Genomic DNA, 19,934 nt, shown 5'->3' with positions numbered 1-19,934 from the left:
AATATCTCGTTGCCTCTAGGAATAAATATGGGTTATATGTTTTTGACTTCTTTTAATTTCTTGCTGACATCATCTTTAAAGAAAATAAAGAAGAAAACGGCAACTACAGCGGCAATACCTGCCGGTATGTACCAGAATGACTGCCATTGCGGTAATGCAGCAGAACCTGTTTCAGTGACTGTATTATTGAAAATTGCACCGCAAACAGTAGAGGCAAACAACAAACCAATTCCGTTGGAAACAATAAACCTTAACCCTTGAGCTTGTGCGCGAATTTCTGGTTTAGCTTTGCGGTCCACATAAATATCGCCTGCTGTGAAGAAGAAATCCCAACATAAACCTTGCAGTACCAAACCAATCACAATATAGACTAAGCTGGCATCAACAGCGGCATGAGCAAAGAATAGTGAGCGTATAATCCAAGAGACTGCACCGAGCAATAAGGTAAATTTAAAGCCAAATTTTAATAAGAAAAATGATAAAACAAACATAAACATGACTTCAAATGCAACACCGATTTGCATAATAGAAGCTGCATTGTTAAAGCCAAGAGCTTTGATAAAAACGGGGATATACGCCGAATATGCAGTTTTAGGGATCATTAACACAAAGATACTTAACATCAGAATAGTAAAATATTTATCTTTAAATAATGAGAGTGCATCAAGGAACAGTAAATCACGTATAGAGAACGGTTTGCCTTTTGCTTTTGGTGGTGTATTTGGCAGTGTAAAACAGTAAAGACCTAAGATCACAGCGGCACCGGAGGCAATATACCAAGTCATTGTGCTGCCTGAAAAACCCATTTCGCCTAAAATAAAGCCAATTGTCATAAACCCAAATGTGCCAAATACACGGATAATAGGGAAGTATTTGACGCCATTTATATGGGTGAAGCTGATGCTATTTGATAATGCAGTTGTTGGATAAAATAGTAGGCCGACAATAAAGATCATAAAGAGGGTCATTGTCGTATTTTGCGCTTCAACAAATTGAGGGACGCAGAGGATCACGGCAGCGTTAATTAAGTGAAGAATTGCCATGACTTTTTGTGAAGCAAAGAAACGGTCGGCAATCATACCTATCAATAATGGCGAGATAAGTGTTGCGACACCTAAAAGTGCATAGGCATCACCAATGATTGCAGCCATTCCATAGGTGCTAAGAACTAAGCCCATCGTCATATTCCATGCACCTTGCATAAAATATTGGACGAACATCATGATAAGTAATCTAGGTGTTGTTTTAAAGTCCATGCTTTCGCCCTCTATTGTGACGTCATTGTATATCCGTCGTATGCAACGCGGATATTTTTTGGAGTACAAAACTCTTCCATTGCACTATGAGATAAATTACTCGTATGTGAAATATGGGAAAGTGCGAGTTGGGTATCTTGATTGATACAACCCATATCGATGAGGCGTTGTTGAGCATCAAAGATAGTTTCAAAACTCATATGGTTATCTGAGCGGGAATTACCGTTAAAGCCGTAAGTGCATTCCAATACGATCAAATCTAATTGTTTACCTGATAGCCATTGCCAAGTCAGTTCTGGAAACCATCCAGAATCATGGCCATAAAACAAACTGCGACCCTCTTTTTCAATATGATAAACGTAGCAATGCTCCCACTTGGCATGGTTTGCAAGCAATGGTGTGATGTTATAGCCCTGGTGTTGAACAGTTACAAAAGGCACTAAGCAATGAAAAGCGAAGCGCTCTGACGTGTAGCCAGGTAATAATGAAATGCACCCGCTAATCGCTTTATCATTACCAAAAATATGCAGAGGATGATTAGCGGTATGGCTAAAGCCTTCCATGCGACTGTATAACTCACCTGCATTGAAGTGATCTGCATGTGTGTGAGTGAATAATAAACTTTCAATACTTGTTGCATCCATTTGTTGCATAAGTAATTGAAGGGTAAATGTAGGCGACAAATCAATTAACATGACATCGTCAATGATTGCTGACGAGTGTGTTCGTATCTCTTTTCCACCAACACTTCTTGCCATTTGACAATGTTCACATCGACAAAATGGGTTTGGAACACTTTCGGATGCTGCCGTCCCTAAGAATTTTATTTTCATATTTTATAATCATCTCTTTTTTGAATCTGGAAATAGCACAATTTTGGTAAATTGAATCGTTCCAATTTAATCTTGTTGTTTAATAATCCCAAGAGAATCATTTTAAAAGAGTGATGATGATCATGATCTTATTTAATGAAAATTATAACTAACTGTAATATATGAATTATTTTTGTAATTGTTTTTATGTGATTATAAGTGATATTTTTTTCATTTAAAATGAATCGTTCCAATTTTTATTTGTTTGATTTTTAAATGCTATTTTTTAGGCGGTGTGATGGTGGGGGTGTCTATTTAATTGATTGTTTTATAAGGCTAAAGTAAGTTTTTAATGCTTATGGTGATTTTAATAAAAGATTTGAAAAAATGTCATTGTGAATTGAGATTGGATCGAATCATTCATTATTATTGATGAATCTATAATATTCGGTATTCTGTTGCAGACGACTTCATGAGGTGGATGTATCGATGGCAAATATAAAAGATATCGCTAAGCTTGCTGGTGTTGCCCATGGCACAGTTTCTAATGTGTTAAATAACAAAGGAAATGTGAGTGTTAAAAAGATGGAAGCAGTTTTGGCTGCGGCAAAGCAGATGGGGTATCAATTAAGCGTAAAAGGGCAGCAGTTACGATCGTCAAATGATCATAAAATTGCTGTTATATTGCCACAGTTAGTGTCTGAAAAATATACCGTGCTTTTTAATGCTATCAGACAAACGCTACTTAATTATCCAGATATCACCTATGATTTATTCATCACCGATGGCTTAGAATTTAACGAGTTAAAAGTATTAGAGCGTGTACAGGCGGGAGAATATAAGCAAGTTATTACTGTGACCTGCTTGGATAATGCCAATATTTATTTCGATGCATTACAGGTATCGCCTGATGATATTATTTTTGTTTACCGAAAGCCGATTGATGCACAACGTTTTTTTACCTTAAATTATGACCAACCTATCGACTCTATTGTTGAGTATCTTTTTGATAAACGACTAACAAATATAGGTGTTATTGCAGAAGAAAATCATTGGGTAGGAAATCAAAGCTTTGCTACTAAGTTAGAAGAGAAAATTAGAAAGCAAATATCGAATGCTAAAATTACGATGCAATATTCTTCAGATAATGAAGTGTATAAAGAGGCGTTCAATTTTTTCACCGATTCAACAGCATTGGATGTCATTATTGCTCAGGATACTGAGAGAGCAAAATGCATCACACAAGCAAGTTTTTATGGCGGGTTAAACTCTTGCCCAGAGGTCGTTTATTTGTCTGATAGCGCATCATTTATTGCGAATGGAATACTCGATTATCCTGTTAATTATGCGCAATTAGGTAAAGAGGTTGTCGAACAATTACTTTCTTCTTCGACAGACGGCAAAACAGAAATCGTCGAAATTTCTAACCTGAATGTTTCTGTTGAACGTCATTCACTGATTACCTTTGATAGAAATACTAATCAGACTCTGAATTTATTAACATTGCCAAGTCCTTCGACCAATGCCTTAATTAAGTTACTGCCTCATTTTTATAAGCAAACGGGTATTACGCTTAATGTTAGTATTCGGCCCTATGAGGAAGTTTTAGACATTCTCAATAATATAGAACAATACAGTTATTTCGATTTAGTGCGTATTGATATAGCGAGTTTTCCATGGCTGGCGGAAAAAATACTCACGCCATTAGACCAAATTGGTAACGGAATCGATGACTTACTTAATTATTTTTCAGATGCGGTCAAATTAAAATTTAGTTATGTCAATAATCTTGCCTATGCCACACCGTTTGATACCAGCATTCAACTATTATTTTATCGAAAAGATATTTTCGATTCGCCAATCTTAAAAAGAATGTTTTATGAGAAAAATAATAAAGAGCTTAGTGTTCCTAAAACCTTTGATGAATTTGATTTAATTGCTCGATTTTTTAATGAAATTCATCGTACAGATGATCCGCAAAGACCGGAAGGTGCGTCTTCTTCAATCGGCGGTGCTCGGTTAATTGCCACTGAATTTCTACAGCGCTATTACGCAAATGGTGGGCGATTATTATCAACAAAATCAACTCCACAATTAAATGATGAAATAGCGGTAGCGTCATTGCAAGCTTATATTAACCAACTGCGATTTAATAAAAATTTTCAGGGTATGTGGTGGGATGAACCCGTTAAAAGCTTTGAAAATAGTGAACTGGCTATGTTGATAACCTATATGAATTTATTTAATGATGTAGCCCATAGCAAACTGTCACCCAATATCGGTTTCGCATCCGTGCCAGGTGAAATTCCACAAATTGGGGGCGGGGTCATTGGTTTATCTAAACAAAGTCAAAAAGGCAATATTGCCGAACAATTCTATCGATGGCTATATTCTCCTGATGTAATGGATCATTTAGTGATGTTAGGTGGAAATAGTGTTTATCAAGATTTAAAAGATAACCAACCTATTTGTTATCGCTATCCTTGGTTGTCTCTTGCTTATAATGAGTTAAGTAAAGGTATTAGAGAAAATGTGACCGTGGCAGGAGAAACGGTTGATTTGCGAAAAGTGGAACATATTATCGGACAAGGCATTATGAATGCCGTGTATAAAATTATGTCTATTGATGAGGCGATTGAAAATATTAATAAAATGTTGAGGCTGCAATTTAGCTAGTACTTGGTGTATTTACTTAAGACATTCTTGTGGAATGTAATCATTTATGAGTGCTCATCCCGATTTGAATGTTTTAATAATTAAATTGAATCAATTGAAAATATTATGTTAATAAAACCTACCGCGATTTTAATTCATGTTCCCAATGTTGCTGAAGGGGTGGTGTGGTATCAGCAAGCCTTTCCACAAGCTAGGGCAGAGTATTTGCCTGAATTCGATTTTACCTTATTACATGTCGGAGACTTCACGATTGAAGTTGTTCAAGCTGATGAAAAAGTGAGTGAAGGTAAAAAAGGTACCGTTTTATATTGGCAAGTGAAATCGCTAGATGCTGCTCTTGAGTATTTAACATCAATTGGGGCAAAATTGTACCGTGGGCCAATGTTAATCGATGGTAACAATAGAATGTGCCAGCTTGTGGATCCATTCGGTAATTTAATCGGCCTAAAAGGCCAATAAAATCAATTAAATTCATTAAAAAAATTAAAACCAATCGCAATGATTTGCTTTATCAATTAGCAATATAAATATAATTACGATAATAAATATAATTTGTGAGATCAGAGGAAAAAAGCGACAAAATAGGGTGATTTAAATGTCAAAATGCATTATAAAAAGTATGGTCTTTTAGGCTTTTTATGATTATTTATAGTACCTTAAGCTAAAAAATGACCTGTAATTAAGTGTTAAGGCTTGAAGTTAGTAGATGAATGTTGCTTTCTTGTGAATGAATTAACATTTTATTTAAATTCTGCTATGCTGTGAGCCCGAAGCTGGACATAATTTTAACGCCATTGAGATTATGCGAGCAAATTCCTCTGACCTGGCACCGGATGATTATTTTTCAGCATGGTGCGGACAGCCGGGTATATAAATTACAATGAAGCGAGGAGAACGTCGTGCTAGAAGAATACCGTAAGCACGTAGCCGAGCGTGCCGCACAAGGGATTGTCCCTAAGCCATTAGATGCGTCACAAGTAGCTGCACTAGTCGAGTTACTAAAAAACCCACCCAAAGGTGAAGAAGATTTCTTGTTAGATCTGCTAACCAACCGCGTCCCTCCAGGTGTTGATGAAGCAGCGTACGTAAAAGCTGGATTTTTAGCTGCAATTGCAAAAGGCGAAACTGCCTCCCCTTTAATCTCCCCTGAAAAAGCAATCGAACTACTCGGTACTATGCAGGGTGGATATAATATTCATGCATTGATTGATGCTTTGGATGATACCAAATTAGCCCCAATCGCTGCGAAAGCACTTTCCCATACCTTATTAATGTTCGATAACTTCTATGATGTAGAAGAAAAAGCGAAAGCTGGGAATGTGCATGCAAAACAAGTTATTGAATCATGGGCAAACGCTGAGTGGTTCACTCAACGTCCCGCGCTAGCAGAGAAAATAACTGTCACTGTATTTAAAGTGACAGGGGAAACCAATACCGATGATTTATCGCCTGCACCTGATGCATGGTCGCGCCCAGATATTCCTCTGCATGCATTAGCAATGCTGAAGAATGAGCGTGAAGGTATTGTGCCTGATGAGGCCGGTAATGTTGGCCCAATTAAACAGATTGAAGCATTAAATAAAAAAGGTTTCCCATTAGCTTACGTTGGTGACGTAGTGGGTACCGGTTCTTCACGTAAATCTGCAACTAACTCCGTTTTATGGTTTATGGGTGATGATATTCCATTCGTACCAAATAAACGCGGCGGTGGTGTCGTTCTCGGTAGTAAAATCGCACCAATCTTCTTTAATACTATGGAAGATGCAGGCGCGTTACCGATTGAAGTGGAAGTATCGAAACTAAATATGGGTGATGTAATTGATATCTATCCATTTAAAGGTGAAGTCCGTAACCACGAAACTGGCGAGTTACTTGAGAAATTTGAACTGAAAACGGATGTTCTGATTGATGAAGTTCGTGCAGGCGGTCGTATTCCTCTGATTATCGGTCGTGGACTAACGGCAAAAGCACGTGAGTCATTAGGTTTAGCGATTTCTGATATTTTCCGTCATGCTAAAACAGTTGCACAAAGTAATCGTGGCTATTCATTGGCTCAAAAAATGGTTGGTCGTGCTTGTGGCCATGCGGGTATTCGCCCTGGTGAATATTGTGAACCTAAGATGACGTCTGTGGGTTCTCAAGATACTACGGGTCCGATGACTCGTGATGAGCTAAAAGATTTGGCTTGTCTTGGGTTTTCTGCCGATTTAGTGATGCAGTCTTTCTGCCATACTGCTGCTTATCCAAAACCTGTTGATGTTACAACTCACCATACTTTGCCTGATTTCATTATGAATCGCGGTGGTGTTTCTCTGCGTCCGGGAGATGGTATTATTCACTCTTGGTTAAACCGTATGCTGTTGCCTGACACTGTAGGTACTGGTGGCGATTCACATACTCGCTTCCCTATTGGTATCTCTTTCCCTGCAGGCTCCGGGTTAGTCGCATTTGCTGCGGCAACGGGCGTTATGCCATTAGATATGCCTGAATCGGTATTGGTCCGCTTTAAGGGCGAAATGCAACCAGGTATTACTTTACGTGACCTTGTTCATGCCATTCCATTGTATGCAATTAAAGATGGTTTACTGACTGTTGAGAAAAAAGGTAAGAAAAACATTTTCTCAGGTCGCATCTTGGAAATTGAAGGTTTACCTGAGCTCAAAGTTGAGCAAGCATTTGAATTAGCGGATGCTTCTGCTGAGCGTTCTGCTGCTGGCTGTACTATTAAGTTAGATAAAGCGCCGATTACTGAATATCTACAATCAAACATTGTTCTTTTGAAATGGATGATATCGGAAGGTTATGGCGATCGCCGTACCATAGAGCGTCGAATTAAAGGCATGGAAAGCTGGTTAGCTGACCCGCAACTGCTCGAAGGTGACGCCGATGCAGAATATGCGGCTGTGATTGAAATCGATTTGAATGATATCAAACAACCTATTTTGTGTGCGCCTAATGATCCAGATGATGCGCGCTTACTGTCTGATGTACAAAATGCGAAAATCGATGAAGTGTTTATTGGTTCTTGTATGACCAACATCGGTCACTTCCGTGCCGCTGGTAAGTTATTAGATTCACATAAAGGCCAATTACCAACACGTTTATGGGTTGCTCCTCCAACGAAGATGGATGCAGCGCAGTTAACTGAAGAAGGCTATTATAGCGTCTTTGGTAAGAGCGGAGCACGTATTGAAGTGCCTGGCTGTTCACTGTGTATGGGTAACCAAGCGCGTGTTGCCGATGGTGCAACGGTTGTTTCGACTTCAACTCGTAACTTCCCTAACCGCTTAGGTACGGGGGCGAATGTTTACCTCGCTTCTGCTGAGCTAGCTGCTGTGGCTTCTCTATTGGGTCGTCTACCGACGCCTGAAGAGTATTTACAGTATATGAATAAAGTGGATGAAACGGCGGAAGATACCTACCGTTATTTGAACTTTGATCAATTAGCTCAGTACACTGAAAAAGCAGATGCTGTTATTTTCCAAACAGCGGTTTAATCAGTAGTTAAAAGCAATTATTAAGGCTCCTTTTTAGGAGCCTTTTTTATTTGTTATTTATTGAATTCAAGATATTAAAAATTACTGAATATTTATCTAATGGGGTGTGGGGTAGTTAATTTTTTAGCTGTTCATACACTTTGATTGGTTTTATATATATTGAGATGTAATACCTCTCAACAATATTGCTTTTCTCACGTTATAATTAATTATAACGAAGTAACGCGTAGGAGAGAGTATATGGACTACCAATTTTCGCATGATATGGCAGGAAGTGTCAGTGCAAGCTTTTCAATGGATCATGAAGCTGTTGGATATTGGCTCAATGAAGAGGTTAAAGGTGATTTAAGTTTGCTCGATACTATCGAAGAAAATTATGAGCGCCTAAAAGGAAGTGAAAAACAGTGGGAACTGATTGGTCATGAATATACTTTACTATTAGATGATGAAGAAGTGATGATCCGAGCAAATTTATTATCATTTGAAACGGAAGGCCTAGAAGAAGGTATGAGCTATTATGATAATGAAAGTATTGCGTTTTGTGGTGTTGATGATTTCATTTTAATGCTCAAAGATTATCGAGAATTTGTGATTGAAAATAAATAAGATAACTTTTTTTCATTGATTTATTTTATGTTTTAATACATTTTCGTTATTCTTTGACTAAGATAACTCAAATGCTTACTCATTATCACTGAGTAATGTGTTTAAAATTGAAATTTATACCCATAAAATAATTTAATTCGAAGGAACAAATATATGAATACTGATGATGTTACAGGCGCGTTGAATGATGCAACGAATTGGTTTGCGGCCAACCAAGATCTGTTAGTCCAGTATGTCGTGAATATAGTTTCAGCGCTTCTTATTTTGATCGTCGGTATGCTGATCGCAAAAGCGGTTGGGCGCGGTCTGCATCGTATAATGACGATGAAAGGTATCGACACAACTGTTAGTGATTTTCTTTCCGCTATCGTACGCTATACCATTGTCGCATTTACCTTAATTGCTGTGCTCGGAAAGATTGGTGTTCAAACTGCATCTGTTATTGCAGTGATGGGTGCGGCAGGATTGGCCGTTGGTCTTGCATTACAAAATTCATTGGGTAACTTTGCTGCGGGCGTGTTATTGGTGATTTTTAGACCATTAAAAGCGGGTGAATACGTCACTATTGGTGCGGTAGAAGGGACGGTTCAAAACGTACAAATTTTCTCTACCACGTTAAAAACTGGGGATGATCGTATTATTGTTATCCCAAATGGTAAAATCATTGCTGATAATATCATTAACGTTTCTCGTGAACCGAATCGCCGTACTGACATCACTGTTGGTGTCGATTACAATTCCGATATTGATGTTGTGAAAAAAGTGTTGGGTGACATTGTTGCCGCTGATAACCGTATTCAACATGATAAAGGTGTAACTATTCGCTTACATGAAATGGCACCATCTTCATTAAATTATTTAGTCCGTTTTTGGACAACCAATGGCGATGCATGGCCAGTTTATTGGGATTTAATGGAAGAATTTAAGCGTGCTTTAGATAAACATAATATTGGTATCCCATTTCCACAAATGGATGTTCATGTCCATAAGCAAAATTCAGAAACATCAAAGATCTCAGCAGAGTAAATTTTATTACTGCTGATTATGACTAAAAAAATTGGTGTTATCTTTGGGTAATGCCAATTTTTAATAGCTTTATGATTGTAACCTAGTTTAATCGCTTAAATTGTACCCCTTTCTCTGTTGTCTCGTTATCTTCCTAATAACTATTTCCCTTGAAATGAATAAGTATTGCTTATGAGCTATTAGATTTAATAATTTTAACTAATGGCCTTTTGTCGATAATATTCATTTCATACTAATTGAATAATTATTTGGAAATAGTGCATGTTTACGATTTATTTACAGGGTGTTTTACTCGGCGCTGCAATGATATTACCGTTAGGGCCGCAAAATGCATTTGTTTTACAACAGGGCAGTCGAAAGCAGTTTCATTTGATGAGTGCATTACTATGCGCTTTAAGTGATACGTTATTAATTATTGCCGGCGTGTTTGGTGGTAGTGCGTTATTGAGCCAATCTGAAATTCTCATGCAGTTGATTACTTGGGCTGGTGTGGTTTTTTTGCTTTGGTACGGTTATGGCGCATTTCGTACTGCAATGACCCCAGATGATGTTGTTCTTCAATCTGAAAAGAAAAATCTGACTCGCTGGAAAGTGATCATCACATTATTTGCCGTAACATGGTTAAATCCACATGTTTATCTCGACACTTTTGTTGTGCTAGGTAGCGTAGGAAGTCAGCTAGAAAGCCAATTTCGCCCATGGTTTACGGCGGGAGCATTGACGGCATCTTTTGTTTGGTTTTTTGCGCTAGCGGCTTTGGCCGCATGGTTTTCGCCGGTGTTAAATAAACCTCGTTCACAACGCATTATTAATGTATTTGTGGGAACGGTCATGTGGTTTATTGCCTTTCAACTGGCAAAGCAGGGAATAGAATATTTGTAATTTAGCCTTATTCTGAATCGCACTTTCCAGTGAATGTGGTAATGTAAAATAAGTATAAGGGAGAGTTTATGGTGAATTCTCTCTTTTTAGAGTGTAAAAATCCAATTGGGAGGTTCTGTGAAATTAAAATCTTTAGTTCTTGCTGCCATGATGGCAGGTATTGCGGTTCCTACCTTGTCCCTTGCTGATGCACTTCCATCAGGGGCTCATATTACAACATCAGGCAATGCAATTATTAAAGCGTCTCCTGATATGGCAACACTTAATATTAACGTTGAAGTGACCGAAAAAGATGCTGCCGCGGCTAAAGCTGGCGTAGATAAGCGTGTTGCTGAATATTTTGAGTTCTTAAAGAAAAATGGTATTGAAAAGAAAGATATCAATGCTGCTAATGTGCGAACTCAACCTAAATATGAATATAATAATGAAACGCAAAAATCGACTATTGTCGGTTATACCGCAGTGCGTAGCGTTGAAGTTAAAGTGAATAAATTAGATCAACTTAATACATTGCTTGATGGTGCACTTGCATCAGGGCTGAATGAAATTAGTTCGGTTCAATTTGGTGTTATTAACCCGCAGCAATATCGTGATGAAGCGCGCACTAAAGCGATGCAAAATGCAATAGAGCAAGCGAATGCGTTAGCAAAAGGGTTCAATGTGCAATTAGGACCTGTTTATAGCATTAACTATAATGCACCAAACGCAGTGCCGTTCCCTATATCACCAAGAAATCTTAGTGCTAAAATGAATGCAGCAGGTGCTCAAGATCTCAATGTTAATGAGACCTATGAGCAAGAAAGCATTGATTTTAATGATCAAGTTGACGTTGTATTTGAACTGAAACGTTAGTTTTCAATAGCCACATCATCATCTTGTTTTAACATCTGGCGCCCGGTTTTGAGTAGGGCGTCAGTCACTTTCTTCATTGTTCTGCTTTCAGGGGCAAAACGATGCCAATACAGCATACGTCTTTGACATAAGCCTGGCGTTAAATCGACCAATTCACCATTTTTTAATTCATTCGCAATTTGTAGGTGTGGGATCATACAGCAAGTTGAACCTTGTTTGGCTAGCTGCACAAATGCCTCTGATGAATTAACAATATGGCATGGAACACTACCTGGAGATAAACCAAAGTTTTGCTGTACGAAGGCCTGATGCATATCATCTAAATGGTCAAAAGCTACTGCCGGCGCTTTAAGTAGGGAAGCGCGAGTTACACCCTCGGGGAAATATTGCGCAGCAAAACCTGGGGAGGCCACAAAGATATAATCTAATGCGCCGAGCTTATCAACTAAGCATCCTGGCAGCGCTTGTGGTTGGATACTGATAGCGCCAACAACTTCACCACGTCTTAATCGTTCCTGAGTGCGAGTTTCATCTTCCACTTGGATATTCAATCGTACAGGGCTATTGATTAATACAGGATTCAGTGCAGGTAAAAACCAAGTTGCTAAACTATCGGCGTTGACTGCAAGTGAAAGAAGTAATGGAGTTGAGCCACCGTTTTCATCTCCGAGCCATTGTTCTTCTAATAATTCAACTTGATGAAGTAGCGCTAATAGCTTTTGCCCTTGCTCCGTTGGATGCGGCGGTACTGTTCGAACAAGCAGTGGCTGCCCAAATAGGTTCTCTAACTGTTTGATCCGTTGTGAAACAGCAGATTGAGTGATACAAAGTTTTTGGGCTGCACGTTCAAAACCTCGTTCACGAATGACGGCATCCAGTGCTTGCAACGCGCGGTAATCAGGGCGCTTCATCGAGAAATCTCCTTTTGTTATTCTATTGCGCACTATGCCATAGTTTTACATATAACACCTGAAATTATTATCCACACTCGATAAAACACAAGAACTAGAGCACAAACATCACTAACAAAACTGCAACTGACAACATGTCCGGTATATACTATTGTTTGATAGAACTTAATGACGACTTAATTAAATAGCAAAAGGTACTAGCATGACTCAGGAAGAATTGAAAAAAGCGGTAGGCTGGGCAGCATTGGAATATGTCAAACCGGGCACTATTGTTGGTGTTGGTACAGGTTCAACGGCATCTCATTTCATTGATGCGTTGGCAACAATGAAAGATAAAATTGAAGGCGCAGTATCCAGTTCTGAGGCATCGACACAGAAATTAAAATCACTGGGCATTCCTGTGTTTGATTGCAATGAAGTGGATTCATTGGATGTATACGTTGATGGCGCAGATGAAGTTGACCATCATATGAATATGATCAAAGGCGGTGGCGCGGCATTGACTCGTGAGAAAATTGTTTCTGCTATCGCAAAAACGTTTGTGTGTATTGTTGATCAATCCAAATTAGTTGATGTGCTAGGTAAATTTCCATTACCTATTGAAGTGATACCGATGGCACGTAGTTATGTTGCGCGTGAACTCGTTAAAATGGGCGGAACACCTGAATATCGCCAGAACGTAATAACTGATAACGGCAATGTTATTTTAGATGTTTACAATTTAAATATTGTTAATCCTGTTGCGTTAGAAAATAAAATTAACGGTATTGCAGGGGTGGTAACAGTAGGTTTATTTGCAAATCGTGGTGCTGATGTTGTTTTAATGGGTACTTCAGAAGGCGTGAAAACTATTAAATTATAATTTCAGATTATTGAAATAAAATTATATAAATCAACTAATAATATGTAGGCCAGCTAATGAATTTATTAGTTGGCTTATTTTTTTATCATTTGAAAATCAAGCTACTAATTAGTTTTATCGATATGACCTAGTTAAAATTTATTTTAATTTTTTTTATAACAACCTATTTTGGTGAGATATGTCACAGTAATGGGCATTACTTAGGCAAAATCCTTATATTGTGTTACCCCTCCTGATTTTCTGTGGTTTAACTTCTTTTTCCTCGCACTTTTTAGAGAGTACAAGGCAAACGATTGTATTGATACTGCGCCGTTTTTTGTTATGTTGGTACACGGAAGATTCATCTGTTATAAATTTTAAGCACGATAGGGTAGGGGAAATGGTTAAGGTATCTTTGCATAAAGACAAAATTAAATTTTTACTGCTAGAAGGTGTTCATCAAAGCGCAGTTGATAATCTAAAGGCAGCAGGCTACACCAACATTGAATATCATAAAGGCGCATTGTCAGACGAAGAATTAAAAGAAGCGATCAAAGATGCGCGTTTTGTTGGTATTCGTTCTCGTACTCACCTAACAGAAGAAATTTTTGCTGCAGCTGAAAAATTAGTCGCAGTGGGTTGTTTCTGTATTGGAACAAACCAAGTTGAATTAGATGCGGCGGCTAAACGCGGTATTCCTGTTTTCAACGCACCGTTTTCAAATACACGTTCTGTAGCTGAAATGGTGTTGGGGCAATTACTGCTCTTGTTACGTCGTATTCCAGAAGCGAATATGCAAGCTCATCGCGGTATTTGGGACAAGCAAGCAAAAGGCTGTTTTGAAGCCCGTGGCAAGCGCTTAGGTATTATCGGTTATGGTCATATTGGTACTCAATTGGGGATATTGGCCGAAGGTATTGGGATGGATGTCTATTTTTATGATATCGAAAACAAGTTACCTTTAGGCAATGCCACTCAAGTGCGCTCATTAACTGAGTTACTCAATATGAGTGATGTAGTTAGTTTGCATGTGCCAGAAACACAAAGCACTAAAAATATGATTGGTAAAGAGCAGTTTGATCGAATGAAGCCGGGCGCAATTTTTATTAATGCGGCTCGCGGTACGGTCGTTGATATCCCTGCTCTCGCCGCTGCTTTAGAAAGTAAACATTTATCAGGTGCCGCTGTGGATGTTTTCCCAACAGAACCTGCGACTAATAAAGATCCTAATGACCCATTCTTGTCTGAACTGATTAAGTTCGACAATGTGATTCTGACGCCACATATCGGTGGTTCAACGGAAGAAGCTCAAGAAAATATTGGATTAGAAGTTGCTAGCAAATTAGCAAAATACTCTGACAACGGCTCAACGCTTTCAGCGGTTAATTTCCCTGAAGTATCGCTGCCAGTACACACTGATGATACTAACCGTTTACTGCATATTCATGAAAACCGTCCTGGTATGATGAATAGCATAAACCAAGTGTTTACGGATAATAATATTAATGTTGTCGGACAATACTTGCGCACAACAGGTAACGTCGGCTATGTCGTCATTGATGTTCTAACTCAGAAACCGAATCAAGCTGATGATGTATTAATTAGATTAAAAGAACTGCCGGGTACTATTCGTGCACGTTTGTTGTTCTAGTATCGGCAATAGTATTAATAAATATTGATGAGTTTGAAATAAATATGGCGCTAAATTACCAGCGCCATATTTTTTGGGGTGTGATAATTTCCGGCAACGGTATATCCCAGTGTGCTACGGGAAGCGTTTCAACTTGCTGGCAATCGTGAGCAAGTCCTATGGGGATAAAACCTTTCTTCTGCCAATTCACCAGCGTTCTGTCGTAAAACCCGCCTCCCATTCCCAATCTTTGACCTTTATTATCAAAAGCAACCAACGGGATCATCATAATATCGAGCTGCTCAAGAGGTAAAACATAGCGAACATCTAAAGGGGGTTCTTCAATATTAAAACGATTTTTAACGAGAGGCGTCTCAGGGGCATATTGTAAAAAGAGTAAATTATGCGCATTGAAAGGGTGTAATACAGGAAGATAGACATTTTTCTGTTGCCGCCACAAGGCATTGATGAGTGGTCTTGTATCAATTTCACCATCAAAAGAGAGAAATAAAGCAATGTTTTTTGCTTGAATGATTTCGGGTTGCTGTAGTGCATTATGCATGACTTGCTGCGCAGCAATGTGTTGCTCATCATGACTGAGTTGTTTTCGGGCGGAACGAACTGATTTTCGTATCTGTTGGCGCATGATGGAAAGTTTATCTTGCATAGCAAAACCTGTCATAAGCTCAATATGAAAATATTAGTTATAGATGATTATTATAGGATGCTTATGTATACGATGTATATCGTAATTTAAGTAGGATAAAAGCGGTAGGGTAAAAATAGATAATAAGATAATTTCATTAAATGAAATTGGGGATCTCCGAGATGCCGCTGTAGGCTGTAACCCTTGAACCCTTGGTTCAAGGTGAACGCAGCTTAGCTAACCTTTAGGCTTCCTGACGAATCAGGCATGCTCACCAGCGCAACAACCGCATTCTATTTAGTCGAAATATCGGCTCAGGGGACTCGCCCACTTGCAAACATCTCAGAGAAATTTGGTTTGAGTACTTATCGTGACTCAGTGATTTCATTGTACGAAACTGAATTTAAAATGCAACCCTAAAAAATTATTTATTTTTTTCTCTAGTGTATGATTAATAAGCTAATTTACTCTATAGGCAATACGACTCTCTCAGTGATTTTCACCTGATCATGTAATGCTTGCTCTATTGTCTGCTGCAACATTTTTATTTTTTCTTCCATATTATATGCATAATCGCGCGTCTTTGTCTTTTCTTGTGCTAATTCGTGACAAACGTTTAATGCAACAATAAAAATAAGCTGTTCAGTATTCGTTACACCGCTTTTATCTTTTAGATTTCTCAAGCGTTGTTCAAGCTCTTTAGCGGATTCTAACAGTGCTTCTCTTTGTTCTGTTGGGCAGTTAACTCGCATTGAGCGCCCAAAAATCTGAATATCGACAGGTTGTGCGGACATGATACCTCCATACTGAATAGATCTCGCCATAAAATAAATTATGTTTGGCGCAAAGTTATTAATTTTTGCTTCGCTTATGCTATTAGGGGCGATATTGGCGTTAACTTAATCATTATGATAGTTAAGTTAAAAAGCACTATTGATAGCTAAGATAAAAAGCATACTGGTCTAGCGGCTAGACTTGATGGTAGCATATCATGAATCAAAAGCTAACATGACGAATTCAGATGTCTATACAAAAAACTTTACCAAATTATGACGCGTTGGACAAACTGCTCCAACAGCACTCAATAGCACTTACCGCAGCCGAGATCCATGGTCTAATTACAGGGTTGATTTGCGGTGGAAGTCGCGACCAAGGCTGGCAAGCGCTAGTACATGACCTTGCTAACGACGGGTTAGCATTCCCTCAAGCAGTTGCTCAACCATTGCGTGAGCTGTTTGATACAACTTTTGAAGCACTTGATGATACCGAGTTTAATTTTGCTATGCTGTCTCCTGATGAAAATGCATCTATTTTTGATCATGCGGACGCTTTAGCGGGTTGGGTTAACCATTTTTTACTTGGTATAGGTGTTACTCAGCCAAAACTTGCTGATAAAAAAGAAATTACTGAGGTTATTACTGATTTACGAAATATTGGCATGCTTGGCTACGATGAAGATGAAGATCAGGAAGAACTCGAGCAAGCACTTGAGGAAGTTATTGAATACGTTAGAGTCGCTGTTCAGTTGTGCTATATAGCATTAGTTGAGCCGAAAAATGGGCCTACTGCGGTTGAGGTTACTAAGCCTATTCTTCACTAGTCAAATCTTTATTAACCAATGTTATTTTAAAAATTACTATCATGACTTTGCTGTATTTTGTTGCGTGAATTCAGTTTGATTAAAATAATATGCAATGAAATGTGTAATTAACCTATTTAGCTCAGATAATAAGGCAAAAACGGTATGAATAAACAGGAATTTGTTTCTCGTCGTAACGCACTATTGGCTCAAATGAAGCCAGCAAGTGCCGCTGTTATTTTTTCTGCGCCACCAGCACAGCGTAATGCTGACTGTGAATACCCATATCGTCAGAATAGTGATTTTCTTTATCTGACTGGATTTAGTGAACCAGAAGCTGTATTAGTGTTAATTAAAAGTGATGAAAAACATAGTCATACTGTTATTTTTAACCGTATTCGTGATTTAACTGCTGAAATTTGGTTTGGTCGTCGTCTTGGTCAAGAAGCCGCTCCTGAGGCATTAGGTATCAATAAAGCACTTCCTTTTGACGAAATAGAGGATCAGCTTTATCAACTGTTTAATGGACTTGATGTGATTTATCATGCGCAAGGTGAATTTCCTTATGCGGATAAATTAGTCTTTGATGCATTGGATATTTTACGTCGTGGTAGTCGTCGTAATCTACGCGCCCCACAAACAATCATTGATTGGCGTCCTATTGTTCATGAGATGCGACTGTTTAAATCAGATGCTGAGATTACCGCTATGCGAAAAGCGGGAGAAATTTCAGCACTCGCGCATATCCGAGCAATGAAAACTTGCCAGCCGAATATGTATGAATACCAGCTATGTGGTGAAGTTGAGTATGAATTTACACGTCACGGTGCACGCTTCCCTTCTTATAACTCGATTGTCGGTAGTGGTGAAAACGCTTGTATTTTGCATTACACCGAGAATGAGAGCCAAATGAAAGATGGCGAATTGGTATTAATTGATGCAGGTGCCGAATTTGAAGGCTACGCGGGTGATATCACTCGAACTTTTCCTGTAAATGGTAAGTTTAGTCCTGCTCAACGTGAGATTTATGACATTGTATTAAAGTCATTAAATACCGCATTAGAGTTATACCGTCCCGGAACAAGTATTCATGAAGTGACCCGCCAAATTTTACGAATTAAAGTTGAAGGGCTTGTCGCATTAGGAATTTTGCAAGGAGATATCGATCAGTTGATCGAAGACAAAGCATATCATCCATTCTTTATGCATGGTTTAAGTCATTGGTTGGGATTAGATGTGCATGATGTCGGAGCTTATGGTATAGAACGAGACCGAATTTTAGAAGTCGGAATGGTTTTAACTATAGAACCAGGGCTTTATATCGCACCGGATGCGGATGTGCCGCAACAATATCGTGGTATTGGTATTCGTATTGAAGATGACATTGTGATCACAGAAAACGGCAATGAAAACCTGACGGCTCTAGTGGTTAAAGATGCCGACGAAATTGAATCACTGATGGCTGAAGCGAAAAAGGCTTAGTAAGTCAATCGTGAAATGCCATCTCAAAAGGTAATAGATAGCGCATGAATGTGATTATTGTTGGTGGTGGAATGGCGGGAGCGACATTAGCTTTAGCCATATCATCGCTTAGCCAAGGAAAATTATCGGTTTCGCTCATTGAAGCGGCTTTGCCGGAAGGAAAACATCCGGGTTTTGATGCACGGGCAATCGCATTGGCACAGGGTACTTGCCAATATTTGTCTTCTATCAATATTTGGCCTGCGTTCGCCGATTGTGTCACACCGATTAATCACGTTCATGTCTCTGACCGAGGCCATGCAGGTTTCGTTAACATTGATGCCAGTGATTATAATATTCCTGAATTAGGTAATGTTATCGAGCTACATAATGCAGGTAGTCGTTTGTTCTCATTACTGCGTAAGGCGCCGGGTGTGAGTCTGCATTGTCCAGCTAAAGTGGTAAATGTTCATCGCTTTCAAGAAGGTGTCACTGTTACATTAGATAATGGTGAACTCATCACGGGTGACTTGTTGGTTGCCGCTGATGGTAGCCATTCAGCAATCGGTCAAGCCTGTAATATGCAATGGCAGCAAGATGATTATGGTCAAGTAGCTATTATTGCCAATGTAAAAACAGCAATTGATCCGAAAGGCCAAGCTTTTGAGCGTTTTACCGAGTTCGGACCATTAGCTTTATTGCCAATGTCTCAAGGTCGTAGTTCATTAGTTTGGTGTCATCAACAAGAACACGTAGATGTTATTAATCAATGGAATGATGAGACTTTTATTCAAAAATTACAGCAGGCGTTTGGTTGGCGATTAGGCCAAATCTTACTTACTGGTAAACGTAATTGTTACCCCTTAGTGTTAAGGAAAGCATTGAATCCAGTCAGTCACCGTGTGGTGCTGGTGGGTAATGCGGCTCAAACCTTACACCCTATCGCTGGACAAGGTTTTAATCTTGGTATCCGCGATGTGATGCAATTAGCTGAGATTGTGGTTAATGCTCATGCTAACAAACAAGATATTGGTAGTTACTCATTATTGAGTCAGTATCAGCAAGCTCGTGCAATTGATAGAGATAAAACGGTCACCATGACGGATGGTTTGGTTCGCCTATTTGCTAACCGTTGTTTACCGCTAGTTGTCAGCCGAAATTTGGGCTTAATGGCAATGGAAATATTGCCACCAGTACGTGATATTTTAGCTCGCCAGACATTGGGTTGGGTTGCACACCAATAACCACGAAACAAAGAG

General features: G+C 38.9%; 17 protein-coding genes and 1 other RNA gene. 12 read left to right on the top strand and 6 right to left on the bottom strand.

The window, feature by feature from the left end; genetic code table 11:
• Positions 1-32 precede the first annotated feature (32 nt).
• Both AAZR93_RS07030 and AAZR93_RS07025 read right to left on the bottom strand, forming a co-directional pair.
• Positions 33-1,256, bottom strand: coding sequence for an MFS transporter (locus tag AAZR93_RS07030; protein ID WP_294102759.1), 1,224 nt, complete (start codon positions 1,254-1,256; stop codon positions 33-35).
• A gap of 11 nt (positions 1,257-1,267) precedes the next feature.
• Positions 1,268-2,089 carry an MBL fold metallo-hydrolase gene (locus AAZR93_RS07025; RefSeq protein WP_434719353.1) on the bottom strand — a complete coding sequence of 274 codons (822 nt, stop codon included), beginning with the start codon at positions 2,087-2,089 and terminating at the stop codon, positions 1,268-1,270.
• Between the two features lie 468 nt (positions 2,090-2,557).
• On the opposite strand from AAZR93_RS07025, the gene AAZR93_RS07020 reads away from it, so the two are divergent.
• The 7 genes from AAZR93_RS07020 (at position 2,558) to AAZR93_RS06990 (ending at position 11,607) form a co-directional block, all read left to right on the top strand.
• Positions 2,558-4,744 (top strand): extracellular solute-binding protein, encoded by a 2,187-nt coding sequence (locus AAZR93_RS07020; RefSeq protein ID WP_434719352.1) that lies wholly within the window; start codon positions 2,558-2,560, stop codon positions 4,742-4,744.
• 105 nt (positions 4,745-4,849) lie between these two features.
• Positions 4,850-5,203, top strand: a complete 354-nt coding sequence (locus AAZR93_RS07015; protein ID WP_434719351.1) for a glyoxalase/bleomycin resistance/dioxygenase family protein — start codon at positions 4,850-4,852, stop codon at positions 5,201-5,203.
• A 440-nt stretch (positions 5,204-5,643) separates the two neighbouring features.
• Positions 5,644-8,241: a bifunctional aconitate hydratase 2/2-methylisocitrate dehydratase gene (gene acnB, locus AAZR93_RS07010; RefSeq protein ID WP_434719350.1), complete on the top strand. Its 2,598-nt coding sequence runs from the start codon at positions 5,644-5,646 to the stop codon at positions 8,239-8,241.
• A 240-nt stretch (positions 8,242-8,481) separates the two neighbouring features.
• On the top strand, positions 8,482-8,847 hold the full coding sequence (locus tag AAZR93_RS07005; RefSeq protein WP_294102774.1) for a YacL family protein: 366 nt from the start codon (positions 8,482-8,484) through the stop codon (positions 8,845-8,847).
• Between the two features lie 153 nt (positions 8,848-9,000).
• Positions 9,001-9,873 (top strand): small-conductance mechanosensitive channel MscS, encoded by an 873-nt coding sequence (gene mscS, locus AAZR93_RS07000; RefSeq protein WP_434719349.1) that lies wholly within the window; start codon positions 9,001-9,003, stop codon positions 9,871-9,873.
• 261 nt (positions 9,874-10,134) lie between these two features.
• Positions 10,135-10,755, top strand: coding sequence for an arginine exporter ArgO (gene argO / locus AAZR93_RS06995; protein ID WP_434719348.1), 621 nt, complete (start codon positions 10,135-10,137; stop codon positions 10,753-10,755).
• A 117-nt stretch (positions 10,756-10,872) separates the two neighbouring features.
• Positions 10,873-11,607: an oxidative stress defense protein gene (locus AAZR93_RS06990; RefSeq protein WP_294102787.1), complete on the top strand. Its 735-nt coding sequence runs from the start codon at positions 10,873-10,875 to the stop codon at positions 11,605-11,607.
• Here the strand turns inward: AAZR93_RS06990 and AAZR93_RS06985 are convergent.
• On the bottom strand, positions 11,604-12,518 hold the full coding sequence (locus tag AAZR93_RS06985; RefSeq protein WP_434719347.1) for a LysR family transcriptional regulator ArgP: 915 nt from the start codon (positions 12,516-12,518) through the stop codon (positions 11,604-11,606). The two genes, AAZR93_RS06990 and AAZR93_RS06985, sit on opposite strands and share 4 nt — an antisense overlap.
• 202 nt (positions 12,519-12,720) lie before the next feature.
• Here AAZR93_RS06985 and rpiA point away from each other — a divergent pair, with 202 nt between their 5' ends.
• Positions 12,721-13,380 carry a ribose-5-phosphate isomerase RpiA gene (gene rpiA, locus AAZR93_RS06980; protein ID WP_294102792.1) on the top strand — a complete coding sequence of 220 codons (660 nt, stop codon included), beginning with the start codon at positions 12,721-12,723 and terminating at the stop codon, positions 13,378-13,380.
• 379 nt (positions 13,381-13,759) lie between these two features.
• On the top strand, positions 13,760-15,010 hold the full coding sequence (gene serA / locus AAZR93_RS06975) for a phosphoglycerate dehydrogenase (RefSeq protein ID WP_294102795.1): 1,251 nt from the start codon (positions 13,760-13,762) through the stop codon (positions 15,008-15,010).
• Positions 15,011-15,065: 55 nt separating this feature from the next.
• Here the strand turns inward: serA and AAZR93_RS06970 are convergent, their stop codons facing one another.
• From AAZR93_RS06970 to zapA, 3 genes are all read right to left on the bottom strand, one after another.
• Positions 15,066-15,656, bottom strand: a complete 591-nt coding sequence (locus AAZR93_RS06970) for a 5-formyltetrahydrofolate cyclo-ligase (protein WP_434719346.1) — start codon at positions 15,654-15,656, stop codon at positions 15,066-15,068.
• Between the two features lie 149 nt (positions 15,657-15,805).
• Positions 15,806-15,987: non-coding RNA, 6S RNA (ssrS, locus tag AAZR93_RS06965), on the bottom strand.
• A 112-nt stretch (positions 15,988-16,099) separates the two neighbouring features.
• On the bottom strand, positions 16,100-16,429 hold the full coding sequence (gene zapA, locus AAZR93_RS06960) for a cell division protein ZapA (RefSeq protein ID WP_294102801.1): 330 nt from the start codon (positions 16,427-16,429) through the stop codon (positions 16,100-16,102).
• Between the two features lie 227 nt (positions 16,430-16,656).
• On the opposite strand from zapA, the gene AAZR93_RS06955 reads away from it, so the two are divergent.
• The 3 genes from AAZR93_RS06955 to ubiH all read left to right on the top strand — a co-directional run bounded on the left by AAZR93_RS06955 (position 16,657) and on the right by ubiH (position 19,919).
• Positions 16,657-17,235: a YecA family protein gene (locus AAZR93_RS06955; protein ID WP_294102804.1), complete on the top strand. Its 579-nt coding sequence runs from the start codon at positions 16,657-16,659 to the stop codon at positions 17,233-17,235.
• A gap of 144 nt (positions 17,236-17,379) precedes the next feature.
• A complete protein-coding gene (gene pepP / locus AAZR93_RS06950; RefSeq protein ID WP_434719345.1) occupies positions 17,380-18,696 on the top strand; it encodes a Xaa-Pro aminopeptidase in 1,317 nt (438 codons plus the stop codon).
• 44 nt (positions 18,697-18,740) lie between these two features.
• Complete coding sequence (gene ubiH, locus AAZR93_RS06945; protein WP_294102812.1) at positions 18,741-19,919, top strand: 2-octaprenyl-6-methoxyphenyl hydroxylase; 1,179 nt, start codon at positions 18,741-18,743, stop codon at positions 19,917-19,919.
• The last annotated feature ends 15 nt before the right edge of the window (positions 19,920-19,934 follow it).

Source organism: Providencia sp. Je.9.19, from assembly GCF_051129765.1.
In the GTDB taxonomy this organism is placed as follows: Bacteria; Pseudomonadota; Gammaproteobacteria; order Enterobacterales; family Enterobacteriaceae; genus Providencia.
This window is presented reverse-complemented; position numbering and strand designations above follow the sequence as displayed.